18 protein-coding genes are annotated in these 20,612 nt (G+C 38.5%); 8 read left to right on the top strand and 10 right to left on the bottom strand.

Features of this window, described 5'->3' with window-relative positions:
- Positions 1 to 8: 8 nt before the first annotated feature.
- Together nrdG and nrdD are read right to left on the bottom strand one after the other, a co-directional pair.
- Positions 9 to 560 (bottom strand): anaerobic ribonucleoside-triphosphate reductase activating protein, encoded by a 552-nt coding sequence (gene nrdG, locus HCX62_RS00275; protein ID WP_003722900.1) that lies wholly within the window; start codon positions 558 to 560, stop codon positions 9 to 11.
- The gene (gene nrdD, locus HCX62_RS00270) at positions 553 to 2,703 is read right to left on the bottom strand and encodes an anaerobic ribonucleoside-triphosphate reductase (RefSeq protein ID WP_185636598.1); all 2,151 of its coding nucleotides are present in this window, start codon (positions 2,701 to 2,703) and stop codon (positions 553 to 555) included. The genes nrdG and nrdD overlap by 8 nt, the downstream gene beginning before the upstream one ends.
- Before the next feature lie 290 nt (positions 2,704 to 2,993).
- On the opposite strand from nrdD, the gene HCX62_RS00265 reads away from it, so the two are divergent.
- From HCX62_RS00265 to HCX62_RS00250, 4 genes are all read left to right on the top strand, one after another.
- Positions 2,994 to 4,094: an ABC transporter ATP-binding protein gene (locus HCX62_RS00265; RefSeq protein ID WP_185636597.1), complete on the top strand. Its 1,101-nt coding sequence runs from the start codon at positions 2,994 to 2,996 to the stop codon at positions 4,092 to 4,094.
- A 129-nt stretch (positions 4,095 to 4,223) separates the two neighbouring features.
- Positions 4,224 to 5,045 carry an HAD family hydrolase gene (locus tag HCX62_RS00260; RefSeq protein WP_185636596.1) on the top strand — a complete coding sequence of 274 codons (822 nt, stop codon included), beginning with the start codon at positions 4,224 to 4,226 and terminating at the stop codon, positions 5,043 to 5,045.
- Positions 5,046 to 5,061: 16 nt separating this feature from the next.
- Complete coding sequence (locus HCX62_RS00255; protein WP_185636595.1) at positions 5,062 to 5,904, top strand: ComEC/Rec2 family competence protein; 843 nt, start codon at positions 5,062 to 5,064, stop codon at positions 5,902 to 5,904.
- 265 nt (positions 5,905 to 6,169) lie between these two features.
- Positions 6,170 to 6,832 (top strand): Crp/Fnr family transcriptional regulator, encoded by a 663-nt coding sequence (locus HCX62_RS00250; RefSeq protein WP_185636594.1) that lies wholly within the window; start codon positions 6,170 to 6,172, stop codon positions 6,830 to 6,832.
- Between the two features lie 37 nt (positions 6,833 to 6,869).
- Here the strand turns inward: HCX62_RS00250 and HCX62_RS00245 are convergent, their stop codons facing one another.
- Complete coding sequence (locus tag HCX62_RS00245) at positions 6,870 to 7,373, bottom strand: GNAT family N-acetyltransferase (protein ID WP_185636593.1); 504 nt, start codon at positions 7,371 to 7,373, stop codon at positions 6,870 to 6,872.
- Positions 7,374 to 7,508: 135 nt separating this feature from the next.
- On the opposite strand from HCX62_RS00245, the gene yidA reads away from it, so the two are divergent.
- The 4 genes from yidA (at position 7,509) to HCX62_RS00225 (ending at position 11,724) form a co-directional block, all read left to right on the top strand.
- Positions 7,509 to 8,321 (top strand): sugar-phosphatase, encoded by an 813-nt coding sequence (gene yidA, locus HCX62_RS00240; RefSeq protein ID WP_185636592.1) that lies wholly within the window; start codon positions 7,509 to 7,511, stop codon positions 8,319 to 8,321.
- Positions 8,322 to 8,441: 120 nt separating this feature from the next.
- Positions 8,442 to 9,878 carry a glycoside hydrolase family 1 protein gene (locus HCX62_RS00235; RefSeq protein ID WP_185504558.1) on the top strand — a complete coding sequence of 479 codons (1,437 nt, stop codon included), beginning with the start codon at positions 8,442 to 8,444 and terminating at the stop codon, positions 9,876 to 9,878.
- Between the two features lie 3 nt (positions 9,879 to 9,881).
- A complete protein-coding gene (locus HCX62_RS00230) occupies positions 9,882 to 10,505 on the top strand; it encodes an SMI1/KNR4 family protein (RefSeq protein ID WP_185636591.1) in 624 nt (207 codons plus the stop codon).
- Positions 10,506 to 10,638: 133 nt separating this feature from the next.
- On the top strand, positions 10,639 to 11,724 hold the full coding sequence (locus HCX62_RS00225; RefSeq protein WP_185636590.1) for a leucine-rich repeat domain-containing protein: 1,086 nt from the start codon (positions 10,639 to 10,641) through the stop codon (positions 11,722 to 11,724).
- 28 nt (positions 11,725 to 11,752) lie between these two features.
- Here the strand turns inward: HCX62_RS00225 and HCX62_RS00220 are convergent, their stop codons facing one another.
- The 7 genes from HCX62_RS00220 to HCX62_RS00190 all read right to left on the bottom strand — a co-directional run bounded on the left by HCX62_RS00220 (position 11,753) and on the right by HCX62_RS00190 (position 20,534).
- Positions 11,753 to 13,639 carry an ABC transporter permease subunit gene (locus tag HCX62_RS00220; RefSeq protein WP_185636589.1) on the bottom strand — a complete coding sequence of 629 codons (1,887 nt, stop codon included), beginning with the start codon at positions 13,637 to 13,639 and terminating at the stop codon, positions 11,753 to 11,755.
- A 73-nt stretch (positions 13,640 to 13,712) separates the two neighbouring features.
- The gene (locus tag HCX62_RS00215; RefSeq protein WP_185636588.1) at positions 13,713 to 14,348 is read right to left on the bottom strand and encodes a histidine phosphatase family protein; all 636 of its coding nucleotides are present in this window, start codon (positions 14,346 to 14,348) and stop codon (positions 13,713 to 13,715) included.
- A gap of 71 nt (positions 14,349 to 14,419) precedes the next feature.
- Positions 14,420 to 15,379 (bottom strand): ring-cleaving dioxygenase, encoded by a 960-nt coding sequence (locus HCX62_RS00210; RefSeq protein ID WP_185636587.1) that lies wholly within the window; start codon positions 15,377 to 15,379, stop codon positions 14,420 to 14,422.
- 6 nt (positions 15,380 to 15,385) lie between these two features.
- Complete coding sequence (locus HCX62_RS00205; protein WP_185636586.1) at positions 15,386 to 15,802, bottom strand: MarR family winged helix-turn-helix transcriptional regulator; 417 nt, start codon at positions 15,800 to 15,802, stop codon at positions 15,386 to 15,388.
- 100 nt (positions 15,803 to 15,902) lie between these two features.
- A complete protein-coding gene (locus HCX62_RS00200) occupies positions 15,903 to 17,354 on the bottom strand; it encodes a leucine-rich repeat domain-containing protein (RefSeq protein WP_376740655.1) in 1,452 nt (483 codons plus the stop codon).
- Between the two features lie 289 nt (positions 17,355 to 17,643).
- Positions 17,644 to 18,780 carry an ArgE/DapE family deacylase gene (locus HCX62_RS00195; protein ID WP_185636584.1) on the bottom strand — a complete coding sequence of 379 codons (1,137 nt, stop codon included), beginning with the start codon at positions 18,778 to 18,780 and terminating at the stop codon, positions 17,644 to 17,646.
- A 125-nt stretch (positions 18,781 to 18,905) separates the two neighbouring features.
- Entirely contained in the window at positions 18,906 to 20,534 is a 1,629-nt protein-coding gene (locus HCX62_RS00190; protein ID WP_185636583.1) for an InlB B-repeat-containing protein, read from the bottom strand.
- Between the last annotated feature and the right edge of the window lie 78 nt (positions 20,535 to 20,612).

Raw genomic sequence — 20,612 nt, 5'->3', positions numbered from 1 at the left:
GGCTCACTTCACAATTCATACAAAACCACTTCACCAGCAGCGAGTGATTTCTGCACGTCAATAATTCGTTGGTTGCTGGAACCGCGGAATGCTAGGTTTGGGTCGAAAAGTTTTTGTTCGAAGCGGCCGTCTACTAGGACATCTATTAAGGATAGAAGTTCGAGTTTATCGGCGGTTTCTTGCATCATTTCGTCCCAAGTGTAGCCTGTCCATGACCAGATGTCTTTTGTTTCGCCGTATGTCGCGCGGATTCGTTTTACGACGGATAGGCATGTGGCGGTGTTTAAAAATGGTTCTCCGCCAAGTAACGTTAGGCCTTGGACGCTTTCATGGCCGATGTCTTTTAGGATATCGTCTTCTAGTTCTTTTGTGTAAGGTTTGCCGTATTTAAATGATTGCGCGGCTTTGTTGTAGCAGCCTTCGCAGTGGAAAGGACATCCGGATACATATAAACTGCACCGGACGCCCTCCCCGTCGACAAAATTGAATGCTTTATAGTCGGCGATATACCCTCTGGATAATTCATTCGACTTCCATTCACACGGTTTTGGATTATTCACCTAAGTTCTCCATATGTTTCACGCGATTGCTAATTTCTACGTGACGTCCATGAACCATTGGGCGTTTCATTGGGTTACCTAAGTAGCCACAAGTACGTTTTACAACATCTGCTTTTTCAGGATCTGTATTACCACAGCTTGGGCATTTGAAGCCTTCTTCTGTTGGGACAAATTCGCCTTCAAAATCACATTCGTAACATTTATCGATTGGTGTATTTGTACCAAGGTAAGCTACGCGATCATAGGAATAATCCCATACAGCCTCAAGAGCTTTCGTGTTGTGAACCATTTTTGGATACTCACAGTAATGAATGAATCCGCCAGAGCAAAATTCTGGATATTCTTTTTCAAAATCAATTTTTTCAAATGGTGTAATTTTTTTACGAACATCGTAGTGGAAAGAGTTTTGGTAGTAATCTTTATCCGTGATGTCTTTAATTACGCCATATTTTTCTTTGTCTAAACGGTTGAAACGGTCTGTTAGGCTTTCGCTTGGTGTCGAGTAAACGCTGAACCAGTAGCCATATTCATCTTTCCAGTTGTCGGCATAGCCTTTTAATTCTTTCAAGATATCAAGCGTGAAGTTTTTCGCTTCTGCATCGCCTTCCCATTCGCCGCCGTAAAATACAGTTGCCGCTTCATAAAGGCCGATATAGCCGATAGAAATAGTGGAGCGTTCTTTATTAAATAGTTGGTCGACATTTTCGCCATCTTGTAGTCGTTTGCCAAATGCTCCGTATTTATATAAAATTGGTGCATTTTCTGGACGTGCTTGGCGTACGCGATTTAAACGGAAAAGTAGTGCATCTTTGACTGTTTTCATGCGTTCGTGGAAAATTTCCCAGAAACGGTCTTTGTCCCCGCCACTTTGGATAGCGATACGTGGAATGTTAAGCGTTACAACACCAAGGTTGTTTCTTCCCGCGTTCACGTGTTCCCCGTTTTCGTTTTCCCAAGCTGGCAAGAAAGAACGACAGCCCATCGGTACTTTGAAATCGCCTGTTAAGCGCACAAGTGAATCGTAGTTAAGTACGTCTGGGTACATCCGTTTAGAGGAGCATTCCAGCGCTAATTGTTTGATATCATAGTTAGGATCTGCTGCATTTAAATTAGTTCCGCGGCGAATCGAAAATACTAATTTCGGGAAAATGGCAGTATGTTTGTCTTTACCAACGCCGCCAATCCGTACTTTTAGGATAGCTTTTTGGATTTCGCGGGCGAACCAATCTTCACCAAGACCGAAGCCTAGTGTTACGAACGGTGTTTGGCCGTTACTTGTATATAATGTGTTGATTTCGTATTCTAAGCTTTGCATCGCATCGTAAATGTCTTTACGTGTTTTCTCTTCTGCATAGCCTTCTTGTTTTTCTGGAACGACCCATTCAGCCGCATCTTTTTTATGTTTTTCGAAGTTCAAACGCGCGTAAACGGATAAAACTTCATCAATTCGATCCACGGAACATCCGCCGTACTGCGAACTTGCTACGTTTGCGATTATTTGAGCAATTTGCGCTGTAGCTGTTTGGATAGATTTCGGACTTTCTACATTGGCGTTACCAATTGTAAATCCTTTAGAAAGCATTCCCTCAATGTCGATTAAACAACAGTTTGTCATAGCGTGGTATGGGCTGTAGTCTAAATCGTGAAAGTGAATTTCTCCTTTTAAATGGGCGTTGGATACGTGTTTTGGTAGCATGTATTTTAATGCGTAACTTTTGGCTACGGCTCCTGCTGTCAAATCACGTTGTGTGTTGAAGACAGTTGCATCTTTGTTGGCATTTTCGTTGACTACCGTTTTGTCTTTTTGTAGTAATTTTTCTACGCTTTTATGCATGTCTGTGATGTTTTCACGCTCATGGTCGCGGTCATGGCGGTACTCTATGTAAGCTCTCGCTACATCAGGATACGTCGATTTCATTAAAGTATTTTCGACGCAATGCTGGATTTCATCGATGGTCATATCTGTTTTGTTAGGTAATTCACTTACAACCTCAAGCAAAATCTCTTCTAAGAAAGTTTCGTCCTCTAAATTAATTGCTTTCATAGATGCTTCGACAGCATTACGGATTTTAATTAAATCAAAGTTTGCTTTACGGCCATCCCTTTTTATTACCTTTTGTTCATTAAGTTGTTCCACGTACATGATAATCCCCCACTAACTATATATTGTGTCTGCTTTAATAATATAACACAAGATAAAGCTTTTTTGTAATGATATCTGAGGATTTTTTGGAATTGGGACTAAAGAATTAAATGGCATGAAAAAACCTTCACATAAAAGGTCTTTTGTCCCTTTACTTCTTTTTATTTTTTTGGTAGTTATGCACTTTGCCCAACAGATGAATTTTTTCTTTGTGCAAATTGCCATAGTTTTTGTAAAGCGTTTTCATATACAATGAACACAAGTTAAAAAATAGAAAGAGGCGAAGTAAGTTGGCACAATTATCACTAGAACATATTTATAAAATATATGATAACAAAGTAACTGCAGTTTCTGACTTTAATTTAGAAATCGATGACAAAGAATTCATCGTTTTCGTAGGACCATCTGGTTGTGGTAAATCTACAACATTACGTATGATTGCTGGACTAGAAGAAATTTCTAAAGGCGAATTATCGATTGATGGCAAAGTAATGAATAATGTTGCACCGAAAGACCGCGACATCGCAATGGTTTTCCAAAACTACGCATTATACCCACATATGACTGTATATGATAATATGGCATTTGGTTTAAAACTTCGTAAAATGCCGAAAGACGAAATTAAAAAACGTGTGGAGCACGCAGCTGATATTCTTGGCTTAACAGACTACTTAAAACGTAAACCGAGTGCACTTTCCGGTGGTCAACGTCAACGTGTTGCTTTAGGTCGTGCAATCGTTCGTGACGCTAAAGTCTTCTTAATGGATGAACCACTTTCCAACTTGGATGCGAAATTACGTGTGCAAATGCGTGCGGAAATCACCAAACTGCACCAACAATTAGATACTACAATGATTTACGTTACCCATGACCAAACAGAAGCAATGACAATGGCGACTCGTATCGTTATCATGAAAGACGGTGTTATCCAACAAGTTGGTACGCCAAAACAAGTATACGATCACCCAGTGAATATGTTCGTAGCCGGCTTTATCGGTAGCCCAGCAATGAACTTCTTCAAAGGTCGTTTAGAAGGCGCTAACTTTATCGGTGATGATTTCACAATCGCTGTTCCAGAAGGCAAACTTAAACTACTTAAAGACAGAGGATTCAACGGAAAAGATATCGTTTTCGGTATTCGTCCTGAAGATATTCATGATGAACCAATCGTTATTGAAGCAAACCCAGGCTATACGTTCAAAGCAACTACAATCGTTGCCGAACTTACTGGTGCTGAGTTTATGCTTCACAGCCGCGTTGGTACACACGAATTCGTAGCTCGTGTTGACGCTCGCTCTGAACACCAACCAAACGAAGTACTGACTTTAGCATTCGAAATGTCTAAATCTCACTTCTTTGATCCAGAAACAGAAGATAACTTAACTGATTAATATACTTATGAAAAACCTGCCGAATGTGGTGGGTTTTTTTGTGTTCTAATATCTTTGCTAAAAATCATTGCATCATTCCCTATTCGCACATGGTATACTTAGGTTATTAACTAAAAAGGATGATTTTATTTGACTAAAAAATATTTAATTTGTTCCGATATTGATGGCACGTTACTACGCCAAGATCAAACTGTATCTGAAAAAACGCGCGATTTAATTCAAACCTTAGAAAATGATGGACATATTTTCTCTATTTCTACAGGTCGGATGTATCCTTCTGCTCGTGAAGTTGGCCTTCAAGTCAGCAACTCGGGTCATGTTATCGCATCCAACGGCTCTTACGCCGCCATTCGCGATGAACAACTGCTTAAAACCACTTTAGAAACACAAGCGATTCGCTCCACTTACGATATTATGAGCGACTTTGATTTGCCACTGTTTTTCTTCTCTACTAACGCACTTTTCTATACAAAAGAACCACCTGCTTTCTTCCGGGAACTTGCAGACAAAAGCCGCTTAAATACTGGCCATAATAGCTTTTCACTCGTTTCCATTAATGATAAAGGTGTTTTTGATGACAATATGCACCAATTTTTAAATGCGATTGTTGTTGCTGAAAATGAAGCGTCCAAACTAACCGAAGTTCGCGCTGCCTTGAATGAAGCAAATGGCATCCGGGTACTCTCTTCTCACCATGATAACTTAGAAATACTTCCCGCTAATTCGGATAAACAAACAGCCGTTGAAGCACTTGGAAAATATTATGATATTCCGCGCGAAAGAATTATTACTTTTGGTGATGGCGAAAATGACATTGGCATGCTACAATATGCTGGAACTGGTGTTGCGATGGCGAATGCAAGTGATAACGTCAAAGCAGCAGCAAGTCATCTTACTGACACGAATGAAGCAGATGGGGTTTACAAATTTCTAAAAGAATTCATTTCATAAGAGAAGGGGAAAAGGGATGAAAAAAGGGATTTTAAACGTATTGTTGGTTTTTGCTTTAATTATGGGGATTTCGGTACCAAGTTCTATCCAAGCCGAAGCCGCTACACCAACAATAAAAGTACATTTTATTGATGTTGGCCAAGGGGATGCCATTTACATCAAAGCACCTAGTGGAGAAGATATTCTCATCGACGCAGGTAATAAAGGCAAAGGGAAAATTGTCGTTAATTATTTAAAGAAATTAAAAGTAAAAGATATCGACATCATGATTGCTTCTCATTCAGACGCTGATAATATTGGCGGCTTACCAGAAGTCATGAATAGCATCAAAGTAAAAAGTCTTTACGCACCAAATTCTACTAATACAACGGCGGCTTACAAAGATTTTGTGAATACTGCCAAAAAGAAAAAACTAGCTATTAAAACTGCCAAAGCTGGCGTAAAACTCCCTGTCAAAGGAGTAAATGCACAATTCGTCGGTCCTGTTAAAACTTACGGAAAAACCGATCGCAACAATTGGAGCGCAGTTCTCCACGTCGCATATAAGAAAAACACCTTCCTTTTTACAGGTGATGCACAAACAAAAGCTGAAAACGACATGATTAAAGCAAAGAAAACATTACGAGCTGATGTGTTAAAAGTTAGTACACAAGGCTCCAAATCCGCTACTAGCAAAGCTTTCGTCAATGTCGTAAAACCAAAATACGCCATTATTAGCGTCGGCAAAAACGGCTACGGTCACCCAACATCACAAACCGTCAATACGCTAACAAAAGCAAAAGCGAAAGTATATCGAACGGATCGTAATAAAACAATCGTTGTCACAGGTAACGGCTCCACCTATTCTATCGGAAAATAATTTTTTTTGAGATCCTATGTTAAAAACCGATAATAAAGACGCAACTTTATTATCGGCTTTTTGCAACAATGAGTAGTGCTTAACCTTTTTTGAGCGAGATTTATACAAATATGACAAATTTATTGCGGTTACATTGGCTTAAAACGGGTATTTCCATAAAAAAGAGATTCTTTTACAGTCTATTTTTAGTACTTTAACAGACTGCTACGGTGATACAATACAATTATACGAGCACAACTGAATCAAAAGGAGACGAAGCGAAAAAATGGCCTATCCATTTAATCACAAAGAGTTTGTTGCAATGATGGATCAATACAATTTAAAATCCAACAGCATCACAATCCCTGAACATACCATTTTAAATGATTTAGTAACTGAAAATCAGGATTGTGTGTACTTACTTAAATCCGGTATATTGGCCGGATATATTGATTTCGATAATGACAAAATTTATTCTATATTCACAGCTAATTTTTTTATGGGATATTATACCATTTTCGAAAATACACCGCTTGTTTTAACTTATCAAACATTAACAGAATGCGAAGTTATCATATATAAGAAGAAAGATATTGAATATTCGCTTTCACTTTTCCCTGAAAATTTTGGTTTCCAGTACACGATTATGAGAACCATCGCAAAACATGGTTATTATAAATCGCTTTTACAGTATCGCGACAAAAAAGATCAATTAGCTTTTGTTTTTGAGATGCTTGTCAAAATTTTGGATATCCCAGTGGAAGATGGTGTAGCCGTACTACCAAAAGCAATTAGTACGACTGTCATTAAAAACTACTGTACCCTGTCCAAAGCTTTCTTCTATTCTCAACTTAAAGAATTAAAAGAAGCTGGCATTATTTCAAAAGTAAAACTACAATGGCGCGTTAATATGGAAGCCCTTTTAGAGAAAAACGATACAATAAATTAAGAAAAAGGATGCAGCCTAATTTGGCTACATCCTTTTTTTATTTAATGGCTAAAGTGAAAATACTAACTTCTTGTTCTTTACCGCCGTAGCTAGCTTGTTTTGTTTCTTCTTTCGTGTAACCGAGGTGTTCAAAAAATCCGCGACCTTTGTCATTTTCAGCTAAAACGCCTAATGCTAAAGAGTCTGCCCCGCCGTCAATAGCCCATTCTTTGATAGTTTGGTGAAGCACTTTTCCAAGGCCATTATGACGAGCGTCTGGGGTTAACAGAAGCAAGCCGATGAACCAGCGACCTTTTCGAGGGTAATCAGAAACAATATCTACTAAGCCTATTGGTTTTTCTTTTTCATCCAACACTGCTAGTACGAATTTATCGAATCGTGTTTTCCCATTTGGAATTTCAGTGATAATTTTTAATGCATCATTTTTCGATGCGGGCTTATCTTGTTCAATTAAATAATAATCTTCTGATGCCGCACAAACAGCCTCTGCAAGTTCAACATCTTTTTCATTTAAAAATTTCACATGATAATTACGTTTCATTATTTCACTCTTTTCTTTATCAAGTTTCCAAGTCAATCATGCCATAAATTCCTTGTTGTTTCAATAGTTAGCCGCAAATCCGTCTGAGTTTATGCTATACTAGAATGAGTTTATGATGGAAAAGGAGCTAGTATATTGTATAAATTAATTGCGATTGATATTGATGGAACACTACTGACAGATGATCATAAGGTTACTGATGAAGTAAAAGAAGCCATTCGCCAAGCTAAATTAAAAGGTGTAAAAGTGGTTCTTTGTACTGGACGTCCGCTTGTTGGCGTAGAAAATTATTTAACAGAACTTGATTTACGTGAGGAAGGCGATTACGTTATTAGTTTTAACGGCGCATTTGTTCAAGATACATTTACAAAAGAAGTTATTTCTCACTTAACACTTGGTATCGAAGACTTAAAAGATATTTACGAAGTGAGCTTAAATAGCAATTTGCACATGCATTTCTTTGATGACAAAGCACTTTACACGCCAAACTGCGAAATTGGAAAATATACGATTGTTGAAGCATATCTTACTGGCAGCCAATTGATTTATAAAGAAATCGAAAACGTGCCGGATGATTTTATTATGTCGAAAGCAATGTTTATCGAAGAAGCACCAGAACTAGAAGCTGGTATTGCGAAAATGCCGGAATCTTTCCGCGATAAATATCATTTAGTTCGCAGCACCCCTTTCTACTTAGAAATTCTGAATCGTGATGCTAGTAAAGGTAATGCGGTAAAAGAACTTTCTGAAAAACTTGGCATTAAGCAAAGTGAAGTTATCTGCATTGGCGACCAAGAAAATGACGTTACGATGCTTGAATTCGCTGGACTTGGTATTGCGATGGGCAATGCTCCGGAAAGAATTAAGCAACTTTCTGACTATACGACTGCATCGAACAATGACAGTGGTGTCGCAAAAGCGATTCAAAAATTCGTGCTTGATAAATAAAACAAAAACGCAGATTCCTTTTCGAATCTGCGTTTTTTAACTATCTTTTTAAAAGAATATACTTTAAAATATATTAGTAGAGTTTTTTAATAAAAATCGCTTTAATGGAGGTTATATTAAATGGAACATCAAAAACGTTCACCATTCCCGAAAGACTTCTTATGGGGTTCTGCATCTGCAGCTTATCAAATCGAAGGAGCATGGGACGCAGACGGCAAAGGTAAATCAGTTTGGGACGAATATGTCCGCATTCCTGGAACTACTTTCAAAGGTACTAATGGCGATGTCGCTGTTGACCATTATCACCGTTATAAAGAGGACGTAAAACTAATGGCTGACGCTGGCCTAAAAGCTTACCGTTTCTCCATTGCTTGGACTCGTATTTTCCCAAATGGTAAAGGCGAAGTGAATGAAGCTGGGTTACAATTTTACGATAACTTAATTGATGAGTTACTTAAATATGATATCGAACCGCTTGTAACGCTTTATCACTGGGATATTCCGCAAGCATTATTTGACGAATACGGCGGCTGGGAATCTCGCCAAGTTATTGAAGATTTCACAAATTATTCCACAACACTTTTCAAACGTTACGGCGACCGCGTTAAATATTGGGTTTCCTTGAATGAGCAAAATATCTTTGTTGGTATGGGTTATGGTCAAGCACTTCACCCGCCAAAAGTTAGCGATCCAAAAAGAATGTACGCAGTAAACCACATTGCGAACTTAGCTAATGCAAGTGTTATCAAAGCTTTCCACGAAATCGTTCCTGATGGGAAAATTGGACCAAGTTTTGCTTACACGCCACATTATCCAATCGACACAGATCCTAAAAACGTTCAAGCTGCTGACGATGCAGAAGAATTAAATAGTTATTTCTGGATGGATATGTATGCTTTTGGTCGTTATCCGAAAGCTGTTTGGAAATATTTAGAAGAAAACGATATTGCGCCAGTTATTGAAGATGGCGATATGGAACTACTTGCGTCTGCAAAACCAGATTTCATGGGCGTGAACTACTATCAATCCGCAACTGTTGCTTACAACCCGCTTGATGGCGTTGGTCAAAACAACGAAATGAACTTCACTGGTAAAAAAGGCAGCACAAAAGAAACTGGTATCCCTGGCGTTTACAAAAAAGTCGTTAATCCTTTTGTAAAAACAACGAACTGGGACTGGACAATCGATCCTAAAGGCTTACAAATTGCGCTTCGTCGTATTAACAGCCGCTATGCTTTACCAATTTTAATTACTGAAAATGGTTTAGGTGAATTTGATAAATTAGTAGATGGCGAAGTAAACGATGACTACCGTATTGACTACCTGAGCGCGCACGCAACTGCTATCCGCGATGCAATCAGTGACGGCGTTGATATGTTAGGATATTGTACTTGGAGCTTCACAGACCTCCTAAGCTGGTTAAACGGCTACCAAAAACGTTACGGTTTCGTTTATGTTGATCGTGATGTAGAAGATGATGCGCCAATGACGCGTATTCCGAAGAAAAGTTATTATTGGTATAAACAAGTGATTGAGACTAATGGAGCAGACTTATAAAATATGGCTGAATATCAAAGTCAGCTAGTTAGAATCCAAGCAAAAATCACTACTTTAAAAGAAAAAGATGTTGATTTGAATTTATTTGGTTCAGAAAGCCATGCCTATAAACTCAATCAGCCTTTGTCTAATCAAACTATTACTGCGTTTGAAAATGAGCATCAAATTGCTTTACCACAAGGTTATCGCGCATTTTTGGAACAGATTGGTGATGGTGGAATGGGTCCTTACTATGGTTTAGAAACTCTAGTGGACGGACTTTGTTCTTCTCTTGATTACAAGGCTGAAAAGTATGGTGTGCAAACGCTGAGCAAGCCTTTTCCACATACAGATGACTGGAATGCGCCTGGTTATAAAGAAGGAATGTCCGATGAAGCTTATGATGCTTGGCAAGAACTTTGCTTTTCTGATAAAGAAGTATTTGGACTTCTGCGCATTACTAACTTTGGTTGCGGTGTCTCGATTAACCTTGTTGTAAACGGCCCTTCTTATGGAGAAATTTGGGTGGATGACAGAAATAATGATAATGGCGTCTATCCTGATTTTTACTTTGGGAATGAAGAACGTTTAAACTTTCTTGAATGGTATGAGTTATGGTTAGATAAATCTATTGAAGCAAGTGAATAAAGCAAAAACCGCTAAAAAAAGTGCATACTCTTTTTTAGCGGTTTTTTATGCATTGTTCAAATATGATTGCTTTTTATTGTTTAACAATTTGCATGCTATACTCCATTTATATTATAGAAAAGGAGTAGATGACATGAAAAAATTTATTCTAGCAAGTATTGCATGCACGACCTTGATTTGTTTTAGCCCTTTAGCTCAGCAAGTCGAAGTAAATGCTGCTACATCAGACATTACAACTGCCCCAGAAAAAAGCCTACAAGAAGCTCCTCCAGCCACGGTTGATCAAATTTTTCCAGATGATGCTCTAGCTTTTAAAGTCGCACAGGAACTAGGTGTTTCCGAGGATACGGTCGTCACCCAAGAACAACTAGATACTATTACCAAAATGGTATATGTGGCGTTCGGTGTAGAAGATTTAACAGGAATGGAATATTTACACAACTTAAATTTTGTAGATTTAAGCCAAAATAACATTAGCAACTTAGAGGATCTCGCTAATTTAACAGAACTAGAGACTGTATCACTTAACTCCAATCAAATTACCGATATTACTCCGCTAATGAACTTACCTAAGTTATTTAACTTAGAACTAGGTGTTAACCAAATCTCCACCTTACCATCCTTCGAAAATTTAACTAATTTAAAGATATTAAATCTAAGTAGCAATCAACTAAACGATATTTCGGCACTAAAAGATACTCCCCAATTAACCAATTTATCTATCTCAGCAAATAAAGTATCAGACATCAGTGTCCTTTCAGCACTCGATAATCTCAAAGTTTTTTATGCCGAAAGCAATAAACTGACTTCTATTGAGTCATTAAGAAATAAAACAAAACTAGAATACTTTGATGCTAATTTTAATCAAATTAAAGATGTTACACCGCTCAGTACCATTCCAACAATTAAATCAATCCAAATAGAAGAAAACCAGATTAGTGATTTCAGCTCATTGGCAAGTCACAACTTAGATTTGTTTGACGCCACTGGACAAAATATATACCTTCCAGATGTTGCGCTTGGTGATTCCACTAATATTGTAATTAAAGATAACCTTGGAGTAACATTACATGATTGGGTTTGGTACACTCCAGGAACTTACCAAAATGATACACTTACTTGGGAAACTGTAGGCGATAATTCTGCTTACTTTTTAAATAATCAATATCCAACTTTCCCTTCTGTTACAGTGACTGTCTATCAAACAGTCACTCCTTAAATAAAAAAAGCCTAGTTCTTTTATAGAACTAGGCTTTTTTACTTTCTTCTTCCCGTTTCAACAGCGAATTTGCCATCATTTGGAAGCAGAGGATTAAAATCATAAATATGACTAATGGTGGTAAAATTATCCAGAATTGGTGGTTGGCGAAAACGAATTTGGCGTTTGCGATTAGACCGGATAATTCAGGGATAACTGGGTTAAGCATACCGTCATCGGCCCCCATGATTGCTCCACCAATAAAAATGCCAAAGATAGCTAAATGCACGAACATCTGTAAGGTTTGAATGAGTTGCTCTATCCAAATCAGAATTAGTTTTGACCAGATTTGCGGGTTGATATGTTTGGTTAAAATCCAGCGAGCATTTCCGCCAAACACAAGCGCACTTAGGACGAATTCTTTTTTCAATACTTGGGAAATTTCACTGCTGATTCGATTGGCTGTGATTGGCAACACGATGACTACCATGATTAAAATTTGGAAGGTAATGCGTGTAAATAGGCTTGTTTCGAAAACGCCGGAATAGTTGATGAATTCGTTGACCATGATAATAAATACGAGTAGCGACAGTGGTAGATAATGCATTCCGTCTGCTATGCTTTGAACGAAATTGCGCGTTCGTGGCTTGCTGAAAAACGCGAGCGGCACTGCCAAAATGTAGCCAATCACGACACGTAGCGTTGCGATAATGACGGCGATAAGAAGCGTGTACTTGATGCCGACTAGCAATTGGTCGAGAATGGAGTTGCCGGCTTGGTCGGTGCCTAGCCAGACTTGCGAATTGGGTTTGAATGGCGCCATATCGGTTACTCGTCCGGTTGAATCGCTGATGAATTTGAGCGAATGGATGGTATCTCCCATGAAACCATAGATCAGGCTTGCGATTAGCAAGATGCTAAGTGTGATCAGCGGAATGCTGAAAGACGGACGTTTTAGGAGCTGCCTGGTCGTTACTACAATGTTCTGCCATTTGCTTTTAAGGTTTACTTTTTCCGCAAAGGTTTTCTGGAAACTGTTCCAATGTAGCGGGATTCTTGTGATGTTTGCGCTCTCGGTATTTTTCCCGTGGCTAATCCATAGGTCTATTAGTGCGTAAAAGAAATAAAACGGGGTGAACACGAGTGCTAATACTAGGAAAATATTTAATGGGCTAAATCCTGCTAGCAAATAGTAGAGCACGCCTTCGATGCTGAACAAAAATTCTACAACGAGGTAGGCGCTTAGAATAAACCAAACGATGGTTTTTGACTGGTAAAACAGGCTTTGCATCATGTTTGGTGTGGCGTGGCGCAGCAATATTGCTCTGTCGGTTAAGCCTTTCCCGCGTGCTAATTGGATGTAGTCGGCCTGCCATTCATTTTTCATAAGGAGCATCATCATTTTGTAAAAGAGCACGGTTGGTATGATTGATAAGCAAACGATTGGCGCAGCGTAAATTTGTTCACCATTTAAGCTATAAAAGTTCAAGGTGAATACGCCGGTTTGTTGGTATATGTAGACGACGGCCATTTGAATAAGGAAGATAAAGGAAAAGTCTGGAAATGCTTGAAGTAGCGATAAAAAGCCATCTAAGCCGCGGCGCAACCACTTAGGCCCGCGGAATGTTCCTAGGACTAAAAGATAGGCGATAATTAGCGAGATAAGCAAGCTCGCTATGATAATTTTCATTGAGTATAAATAAGGACCGGTGATAAAATCTGCTAATGACACATGGAAAACTTCGGCGGCTCCTTGGTAGCTTATTTCCCATTTGCTTGGATGTAAAATGGCAGAGAAAATAGACTTGAGCGCCTCGAAATACGTGCTGGATGACCAGGATGTCACTTTGCTAAATATCGCGGGAACACAGCTGATTAAAATAATTCCTAAAATTCCTAATAAATAATGCAGAAAAATTTTGACAATTCTTTTCATATGTATTATTTCTCGCTCTCTCTTATTTATAAATCTAGGACACATCGCTAATGAGATATGCCCTAGATTCTAGTTATTTTAAGCCTAAATGACCGATTTCATTTAATTTTTTTAGCGCAAAATCGCCGTTTTGATATTCTACGATGCTAATGCTGGTGTTTAAAATTCTTGGTGCTTCTTTGCGGTGGTCTTCGATGGTTCCGCCTTGTAGTAGATATAATAATAACGTAAGCGACATTCCGTGAGAAACGACAAGTATGTTTCCGCTTGGATTTTCAGCGATGATTTTTTCAACGCCTTGTAGTAGTCGTTCGGCAAGCTGATAGTAAGTCTCGCCGCCGTTTATTTCTGCTGTGTAGGCTTTTGGATCATGGAGGATTTGCGCACGTTCTTTGGGATGTTTTTCGTCAATTTCAGTTACCCTTATGCCTTCCCACGTTCCAAAACTCATCTCTTTTAGTTCTTCAAGCGGTTGAATTTCGATGTCGCGGTCGCCGAGAATATAAGCCGCTGTATCTTGCGTGCGTTTACTTGTGCTTGTATAAACAGCATCAATCTGCGTATCTTTCATTACTTCTCCGACTGCTTTTGCGCCGTTAACGCCTTCTGCCACTAAAGGAGAATCGCCCCAACCTTGCATTTGTCCAGTCATGTTCCATTCTGTTTTACCATGTCTTACAAAATAAATCGTACGTAAACCTTCTGCCAAAATTCTGCCTCCTAATTACACATTCTTCTAAAATTGTATCATGTATGGGCATATTTTCAAGGTTTTCTTATTTATTTGTCGGTATCAAGTGGTTTTAAATGTGCCAAAATATCGTCACGCCGCTCTTCCAAATGTGGTGGCAAGTCGACATACGTGCCGTGCTCTTTCGTGAAATCGGTTTGGAAACCAGGCTCGTCAGTCGCTAGTTCAATTAGGATGCCGTTACTTTCGCGGAAGTACAAGGAATGGAAATAAAAACGATCGATGTAGCCTGAATTTTTATAGCCAAGGTCTTGAATCATCTCTGTCCAGCCAATCAAATCGCCATCTGTTGGGACACGAAACGCCACATGATGAATGCCGCCAGCGCCGAGGTTTCCTTGTTCCAAATCAGGTCGCGACTCCACATGCACTTCGCCGCCAAGCCCGACATCACCAGTTTTAAAGACGGTCAATAATTTATCGTCTTCTTCGTATGCGCCAATGCGTTCGAAGCCTAAAACTTTTGTCAAAAGGCGGTCGGTTTTCTCTTTTTTGAAAACCGAGAAGCGCACTGGGCCAAGTCCGCGAATCGCGTATTCTGCTGGGACCGGGCCATCCTCCCAAGGGGAAACTTCGGTTGTTTGCGTGCTTGTTTCATCGGAAATTAAACTGACCGGCAAGCCATCGGTGTCTTTTAGGCGAATAATTTTGCGCCCGAATTGGTCGATTGGTTTGCTGTGGAAAATGCGATGCTCATCGAGTCTTTTATCCCAATAACGCAAAGCTTCATCATTTGGCACGCGTAAACTAAGCTGCGAAATCGCATTGCGTGATGGATGATTTTTAGCCATGTTCGGCACTTCAAAAAAAGTTAGCGCTGTCCCCGGCGAACCAATTTCATCTCCGTAATATAAATGATACGTATATGGATCGTCTTGGTTGACCGATTTCTTCACTAGTCGTAGCCCCATTATTTTTGTATAAAAGTCAAAGTTTGCTCGTGCATTCGCTGTAAAAATAGATACGTGATGAATTCCCGTTAATTTCATAAATAATCACTCTCCTAATTTTTTTAATAGCTTGAGTAGTTCTTTTTGTTCGTCTCTCGTTAATTTATCAAATTGCTCCTGTTGAAACGCTTCTTGTTTTGGCACGTTTTCGCGGTAACACGCTTGGCCTTTTTCTGTTAAAGTAATATGTTTTTCGCGCCCCGTCTTCGTCCGCGTAATATAACCTAATTGCTCTAATTTTGTGAGGAGTTGGGTAACATTTCCCTTCGTTACAACTAATTTTTCGGCAAGTTGCTGCTGCGTAATCTCGTTGTCCAGACCAATCTGAGCAATACAGTCAAACTGCGCCGTTGAAATCCCTACAGCTCGTAAATTCTGGTTGGTCAGCTTCATATTTCGATTATAAAAACGACTAAACCGAAACCAAAGCAAAACCCCTAGCCGTTCTTCTTTTCTCACCATGTTATTCCCCTCCTCTTGATACTATTAGTTTAGTCCTAAACTTTATTAAATGCAAGAAAAAAGTCTAGCACCTGTTTACAAACAAATACTAGACTTTTATTTAATGGCGTATTTTATGAAGCGTAATAATCCCTGTACCAAGTAGAAGTATTCCCATAAAAATAACTAGGGAGTTTTGGTTATCACCTGTTTTTGGTAATGAAATATTTACATTCTCTTCAACCTGTACTTCAGGCTTTTTAATAGTATCGCTTGGTGTACCTTTATCGGTTTCCTCTGAGGGAGGATTTTCCGAATTTTCATTCAAACTAAATTGAGCGTATAACGTAATATTTTTGGCCGGCATTTTGTCCGTGGTAAAATCCCATTCAGTTCCACCAGTTTTAGCGTCATACCATCCTGTAAATGTGTAGCCTTCTTTTTCCGGTGCTGTCGGTTCGGTTAATAACGTGTATGCCCCAACTGTCTCTTTAGTTGTTACTCCATCGACGTCAAAACTCACCGTATACATCTCTAAAGGTTGTTTTACTTCACCACTAAAAGTTTCTGTGGCACTACCAATCGTTACCTCTTGCGAAAAAGTATAGCTCACTTCGCTAACATAATTAGCTAGATTCCAAGTAACGTTAGGATTATCATAGGTTCCATTATCGCTTATTACTAGCGGTGCGATAATTTCTTGCTTATTATTTTTCACATTGTTCGGAATAACGATATTGCTTTGATATGGCAGTGGCTTATTAGTTATTTGTTGACCGGATAAATACATACGTGTCAAATTCGTTAAATTCGCTATCGGCGTTAGATCACTTATTTGATTATTATGCAAACCAACATAGTCTAAATTAGTCAAATTAGCAATTGGGCTTATATCGCTTATTTGATTATTGTCTATACCAAGACCGTCTAAATTCGTTAAGTTTGTCAGTGCGCCTATATCACTTATTTGGTTATGATCCAAACTCAAGCTAGTTAGATTAGTTAAATTGGCAACTGCACTGATATCACTTATTTGATTATCTGTAAACCATACCATGTTTAGCTTACTTAGAGTAGATACAGCGCTTATATCACTTATTTGATTATAAGCTAAGTTTAAGTGAACTAAATTTGTTAAATTTCCCAAAGCACTTATATCCGTTATCTTGTTATCGTGCAAGTCTAAATATGTTAGATTCGTTAAGTTTTTCAAAACACTTATATCAACTATATTGTTTTGATACATTTCTAAGTCTGTTAATTTCGTTAAATCTTTTAAATCACTGATATCACTTACTTCAGCATTACTTATATTTAATTCTGTCAAATTTGTCAGATAATGAATTCCCTCGATGGATTCTATTGATAAATAAGTTCGCAATTGAGTCAAAGCATCTAATTCGCTCTGGGAAACAAGGTCTGTAACACTCGCTTTCCCAAGTTTAGTCTCCATTGTCAAAGCCATTTGAGGGTCAGGAAACACTTCATTAATTGGTGTCGGTTGTGCAAGACTCGCTGCTTGAGCATCAATTTCCGGACTCATTCCTAGCCACATGCTAATTCCCAAAGCCATAGTTAATGTTATTCCGACTCGAACTAGTAAAGTTTTTATGTTCATTGTAGTCTCCTATCTGTTAATTAATTTACATCCTTCTTACATTTGAAATTAATATTAACATAGTAAACACTGGATTTTTAGATGGAAAAAAGACCTTTTCGCGTGTAATTCTCTTTAAAAGTGACGGAAATTTGTCATTTCAATCATTTAATGAAACTAACATCAATTTTCAAAGAAGTAATTTAGGTTCTTTCCGTTAACATTTTATTGCAACAACCACCAGCTGCTCTAATTTAGAAAGCATTTATAAAAACTCTAGTGCAATTCGTTTGTACACATCCACCATCTCTAAATAGTTCTCAATTGAAACATTTTCATTTACTTGGTGAGGGGTTTCGTTTCCTGGACCGAAAATAATTACTGGGAATGTTTTTTTAGCTTTGGTGAATTCTGCTGCATCTGTTGTTCCAGAAATGCCGAGTAAAGGGATTTCTTCTTTGATAATGTCACTAGCTACACGTTTAGCAATATTTACTAGCTCTGAATTTTTATCGCTAAATACGGGTTGTTTGTCATAATCAAATATTAGCTCTAATTTCACATTTTCCTGTTTATTTAACGCATTGATAATCTTCACTAGCACTTGTTTCACTGTTTCATTACCCATCTCTGGAATTGAGCGAATGTTTCCTTGCAGTTGTGCTTTTTCAGGGATGCTATTCACTTGATTTCCACCATCAATCACGGTGACATTATGAATAAAATCGCCTAGAATTTCGTTCGTAGCATCGACTGATTTCGCAAATTTTTCTACTTCATTATAAAATAGTAGCAAATTATCAATCGCATTCACACCATATTCTGGCATTGAACTATGCGCATTTTTGCCGGTGGATTTAACAGTATAATTAATCGATCCTTTATGCGCGTATACAATCTGATGCCCGCTTGGTTCGCCAATAATCAATCCAGCTAAATCATCCGCATAGCCTTTTTGCGTTAGTTGTTCCGCACCAAGTTCACCGACTTCTTCACCAACTGTTGCTAATAATCTAATTTTTCCATTTAACTTTTGCTTCTCTTCTTGAAGTTCAATCATCGCAATAACCATCGCCGCTAAACCTGATTTCATATCAGTGGCACCGCGTCCGTATATTTTCCCGTCATGCTCCGTTGCTTCAAAAGGTGGGAACTTCCACTTGGACTCATCTCCCGCATCTACCACATCCATATGCCCCGAAAAAGCCAAAACCTGCCCGTCGCTAGAACCAATTTCGCTAACCAAACTTGCTCTGTCCACGTCATATTGCACCTTTTCAGATTCAATCCCATATTCACTTAACAACTTCTGTAAATAGTTCGCAACCTGCTCTTCATGTCCATTAGTCGAATTAATATTTACCATGTCTTTTAAAATTTGAAGCTTTTTTTGTCGGTCCATATTTCACGCCCTCTTTCTATGAATTCCATCCTATGTTTTCCCTTTATGAAAAAAGGCAAACTAACACCTTATTCTGCTCACAATAAAAAAATGGCTCAGCACGGGGCTAAACCATTTTTTAAAGTTTATTTTGTTTGACGTTTTTTGCGGAATACAACTAGGCCAATGCCGATAAGAACTGCTCCAACGAAAATTGGAATCATCGTGTTTTCATCTCCAGTTGTTGGAAGTGAGGTATTGTCGCCTGAACTGTTTGGGTTAGTTGTACCATCATCATTTCCAGTTGGATTAGTATTCGGATCATCATTTTTCGTAAACTGGGCGTATAATGTTATATTTTCGGCCGGCATTTTACCAGTAGCAAAATCCCATTTAGTTCCACCAGTTTTCGCATCGTACCAACCTTTGAACGTATAGCCTGCTTTCGTTGGGGCAGTTGGTTCATTTAGTAATGCTTGATAAGCTACTTTTTGAGTGGTTGTTTTTCCGTCAATATCGAATGTTGCGTTGTAGCTATTAACTGTAAATTGGGCGTACAACGTGATGTTTTCAGCTGGCATTTTATCTGTAGCGAAATCCCACTTGTTCCCGCCAGTTTTTGCGTCATACCAGCCAGTAAACGTGTAACCTTCTTTCGTTGGCGCGGTCGGTTCTTTAATTAATTCGTTGGCGCCAACTGTTACGCTCGTTTGCTTTCCATCCACATCAAAAACAGCTGTGAATGCTTCTGTTAATGGTTGAGTAACCGTTCCACTGAAAGGCACAGTTGCATTTTTGAAAGTGACTGGTTGATTAAATGTATAGCTGACATTATTAATAAAACTAGCTAAGTTCCATGTTAAATTCGGACTCGCGTATGTTCCATTATTACTTATAGTAGCTGGTGCAACAGGCGCACCAGAAGGACCTTTTACAGCATTAGGTACGACCAGATTATTTTGATAAAGTACAGGTGCGCTTGTTATGGTTTGATTCGTTAAAGTGATGATAAATAAGTTTGGTATATTCGCAAGCGGGCTAACATCGCTTATCTGGTTATCTTTCAAATGAACTTCGATTAAATTAGGTATACTAGCGAGTGGTGAAATATCACTTATTTTGTTATCACCCGCGTTTACGGTTGTTAGTTTAGATAAGTTAGCAAGTGGCGTTAAATCACTTACTTGGGTATATTCAAAAGATAAATATTGTAAATTTGATAGGCCAGAAAGCGGACTTAAATCTGTTATTTGGTTAAAACCCAAATATAAAACTTGTAAATTGGTTAAATCTGTAAGCGGTGTAATATCCGTTATTTGTGTCGCTATAAGGTCCAATGTTTTCAAACTCTTTAACCCAGCAATCGCACTCACATTTTTTAACGGATTGCCAGATAGTTCAAGTTCAGTGATATTCGTTAAATTTTTAAGTGGGCTTAAATCTGTTATTTGATTATCTTTAAGTTCTAGTTCTGCCAAATTGTTTAAGTACTGCGTTCCTTCTATTGTTGTTACTCCTGCAGTGACTGCTGATAGACGAGTTATTCCATCTAGTTCACTTTGAGAGACAACATCTGTCACATTAGATTTCCCAACAAGTGTTTTTACATTATTCGCAATAACAGGATCCGGGAAAATTTCATTAATTGGTGTTGGCTGAGTAATACTTGCTGCCCGTACCTCCGCCCCTTGGCTTGTAGTTATATAGAGGCTAATCCCTAGAATAGCAGCTACCGTTAAAACAATTTTGAATACCGCATTCCATTGTTTTTTCATAATCCCTCTCCTTAAAGTTTAATTATTACTATTGAACCTTTTAACTAGTAGATACCCTGTTTTGAGGACTAATTAACA

This window comes from Listeria swaminathanii (assembly GCF_014229645.1).
Lineage (GTDB): Bacteria > Bacillota > Bacilli > Lactobacillales > Listeriaceae > Listeria > Listeria swaminathanii.
This window is presented reverse-complemented; position numbering and strand designations above follow the sequence as displayed.

Coding starts and splice junctions, on each gene's coding strand:
- nrdD (WP_185636598.1), bottom strand. CDS start 2,703: ATGTACGTGGAACAACTTAATGAACAAAAGGTAATAAAAAGGGATGGC.
- HCX62_RS00255 (WP_185636595.1), top strand. CDS start 5,062: ATGAAAAAAGGGATTTTAAACGTATTGTTGGTTTTTGCTTTAATTATG.
- HCX62_RS00250 (WP_185636594.1), top strand. CDS start 6,170: ATGGCCTATCCATTTAATCACAAAGAGTTTGTTGCAATGATGGATCAA.
- HCX62_RS00245 (WP_185636593.1), bottom strand. CDS start 7,373: ATGAAACGTAATTATCATGTGAAATTTTTAAATGAAAAAGATGTTGAA.
- HCX62_RS00235 (WP_185504558.1), top strand. CDS start 8,442: ATGGAACATCAAAAACGTTCACCATTCCCGAAAGACTTCTTATGGGGT.
- HCX62_RS00230 (WP_185636591.1), top strand. CDS start 9,882: ATGGCTGAATATCAAAGTCAGCTAGTTAGAATCCAAGCAAAAATCACT.
- HCX62_RS00225 (WP_185636590.1), top strand. CDS start 10,639: ATGAAAAAATTTATTCTAGCAAGTATTGCATGCACGACCTTGATTTGT.
- HCX62_RS00220 (WP_185636589.1), bottom strand. CDS start 13,639: ATGAAAAGAATTGTCAAAATTTTTCTGCATTATTTATTAGGAATTTTA.
- HCX62_RS00210 (WP_185636587.1), bottom strand. CDS start 15,379: ATGAAATTAACGGGAATTCATCACGTATCTATTTTTACAGCGAATGCA.
- HCX62_RS00205 (WP_185636586.1), bottom strand. CDS start 15,802: ATGGTGAGAAAAGAAGAACGGCTAGGGGTTTTGCTTTGGTTTCGGTTT.
- HCX62_RS00200 (WP_376740655.1), bottom strand. CDS start 17,354: ATGGCTTTGGGAATTAGCATGTGGCTAGGAATGAGTCCGGAAATTGAT.
- HCX62_RS00195 (WP_185636584.1), bottom strand. CDS start 18,780: ATGGACCGACAAAAAAAGCTTCAAATTTTAAAAGACATGGTAAATATT.
- HCX62_RS00190 (WP_185636583.1), bottom strand. CDS start 20,534: ATGAAAAAACAATGGAATGCGGTATTCAAAATTGTTTTAACGGTAGCT.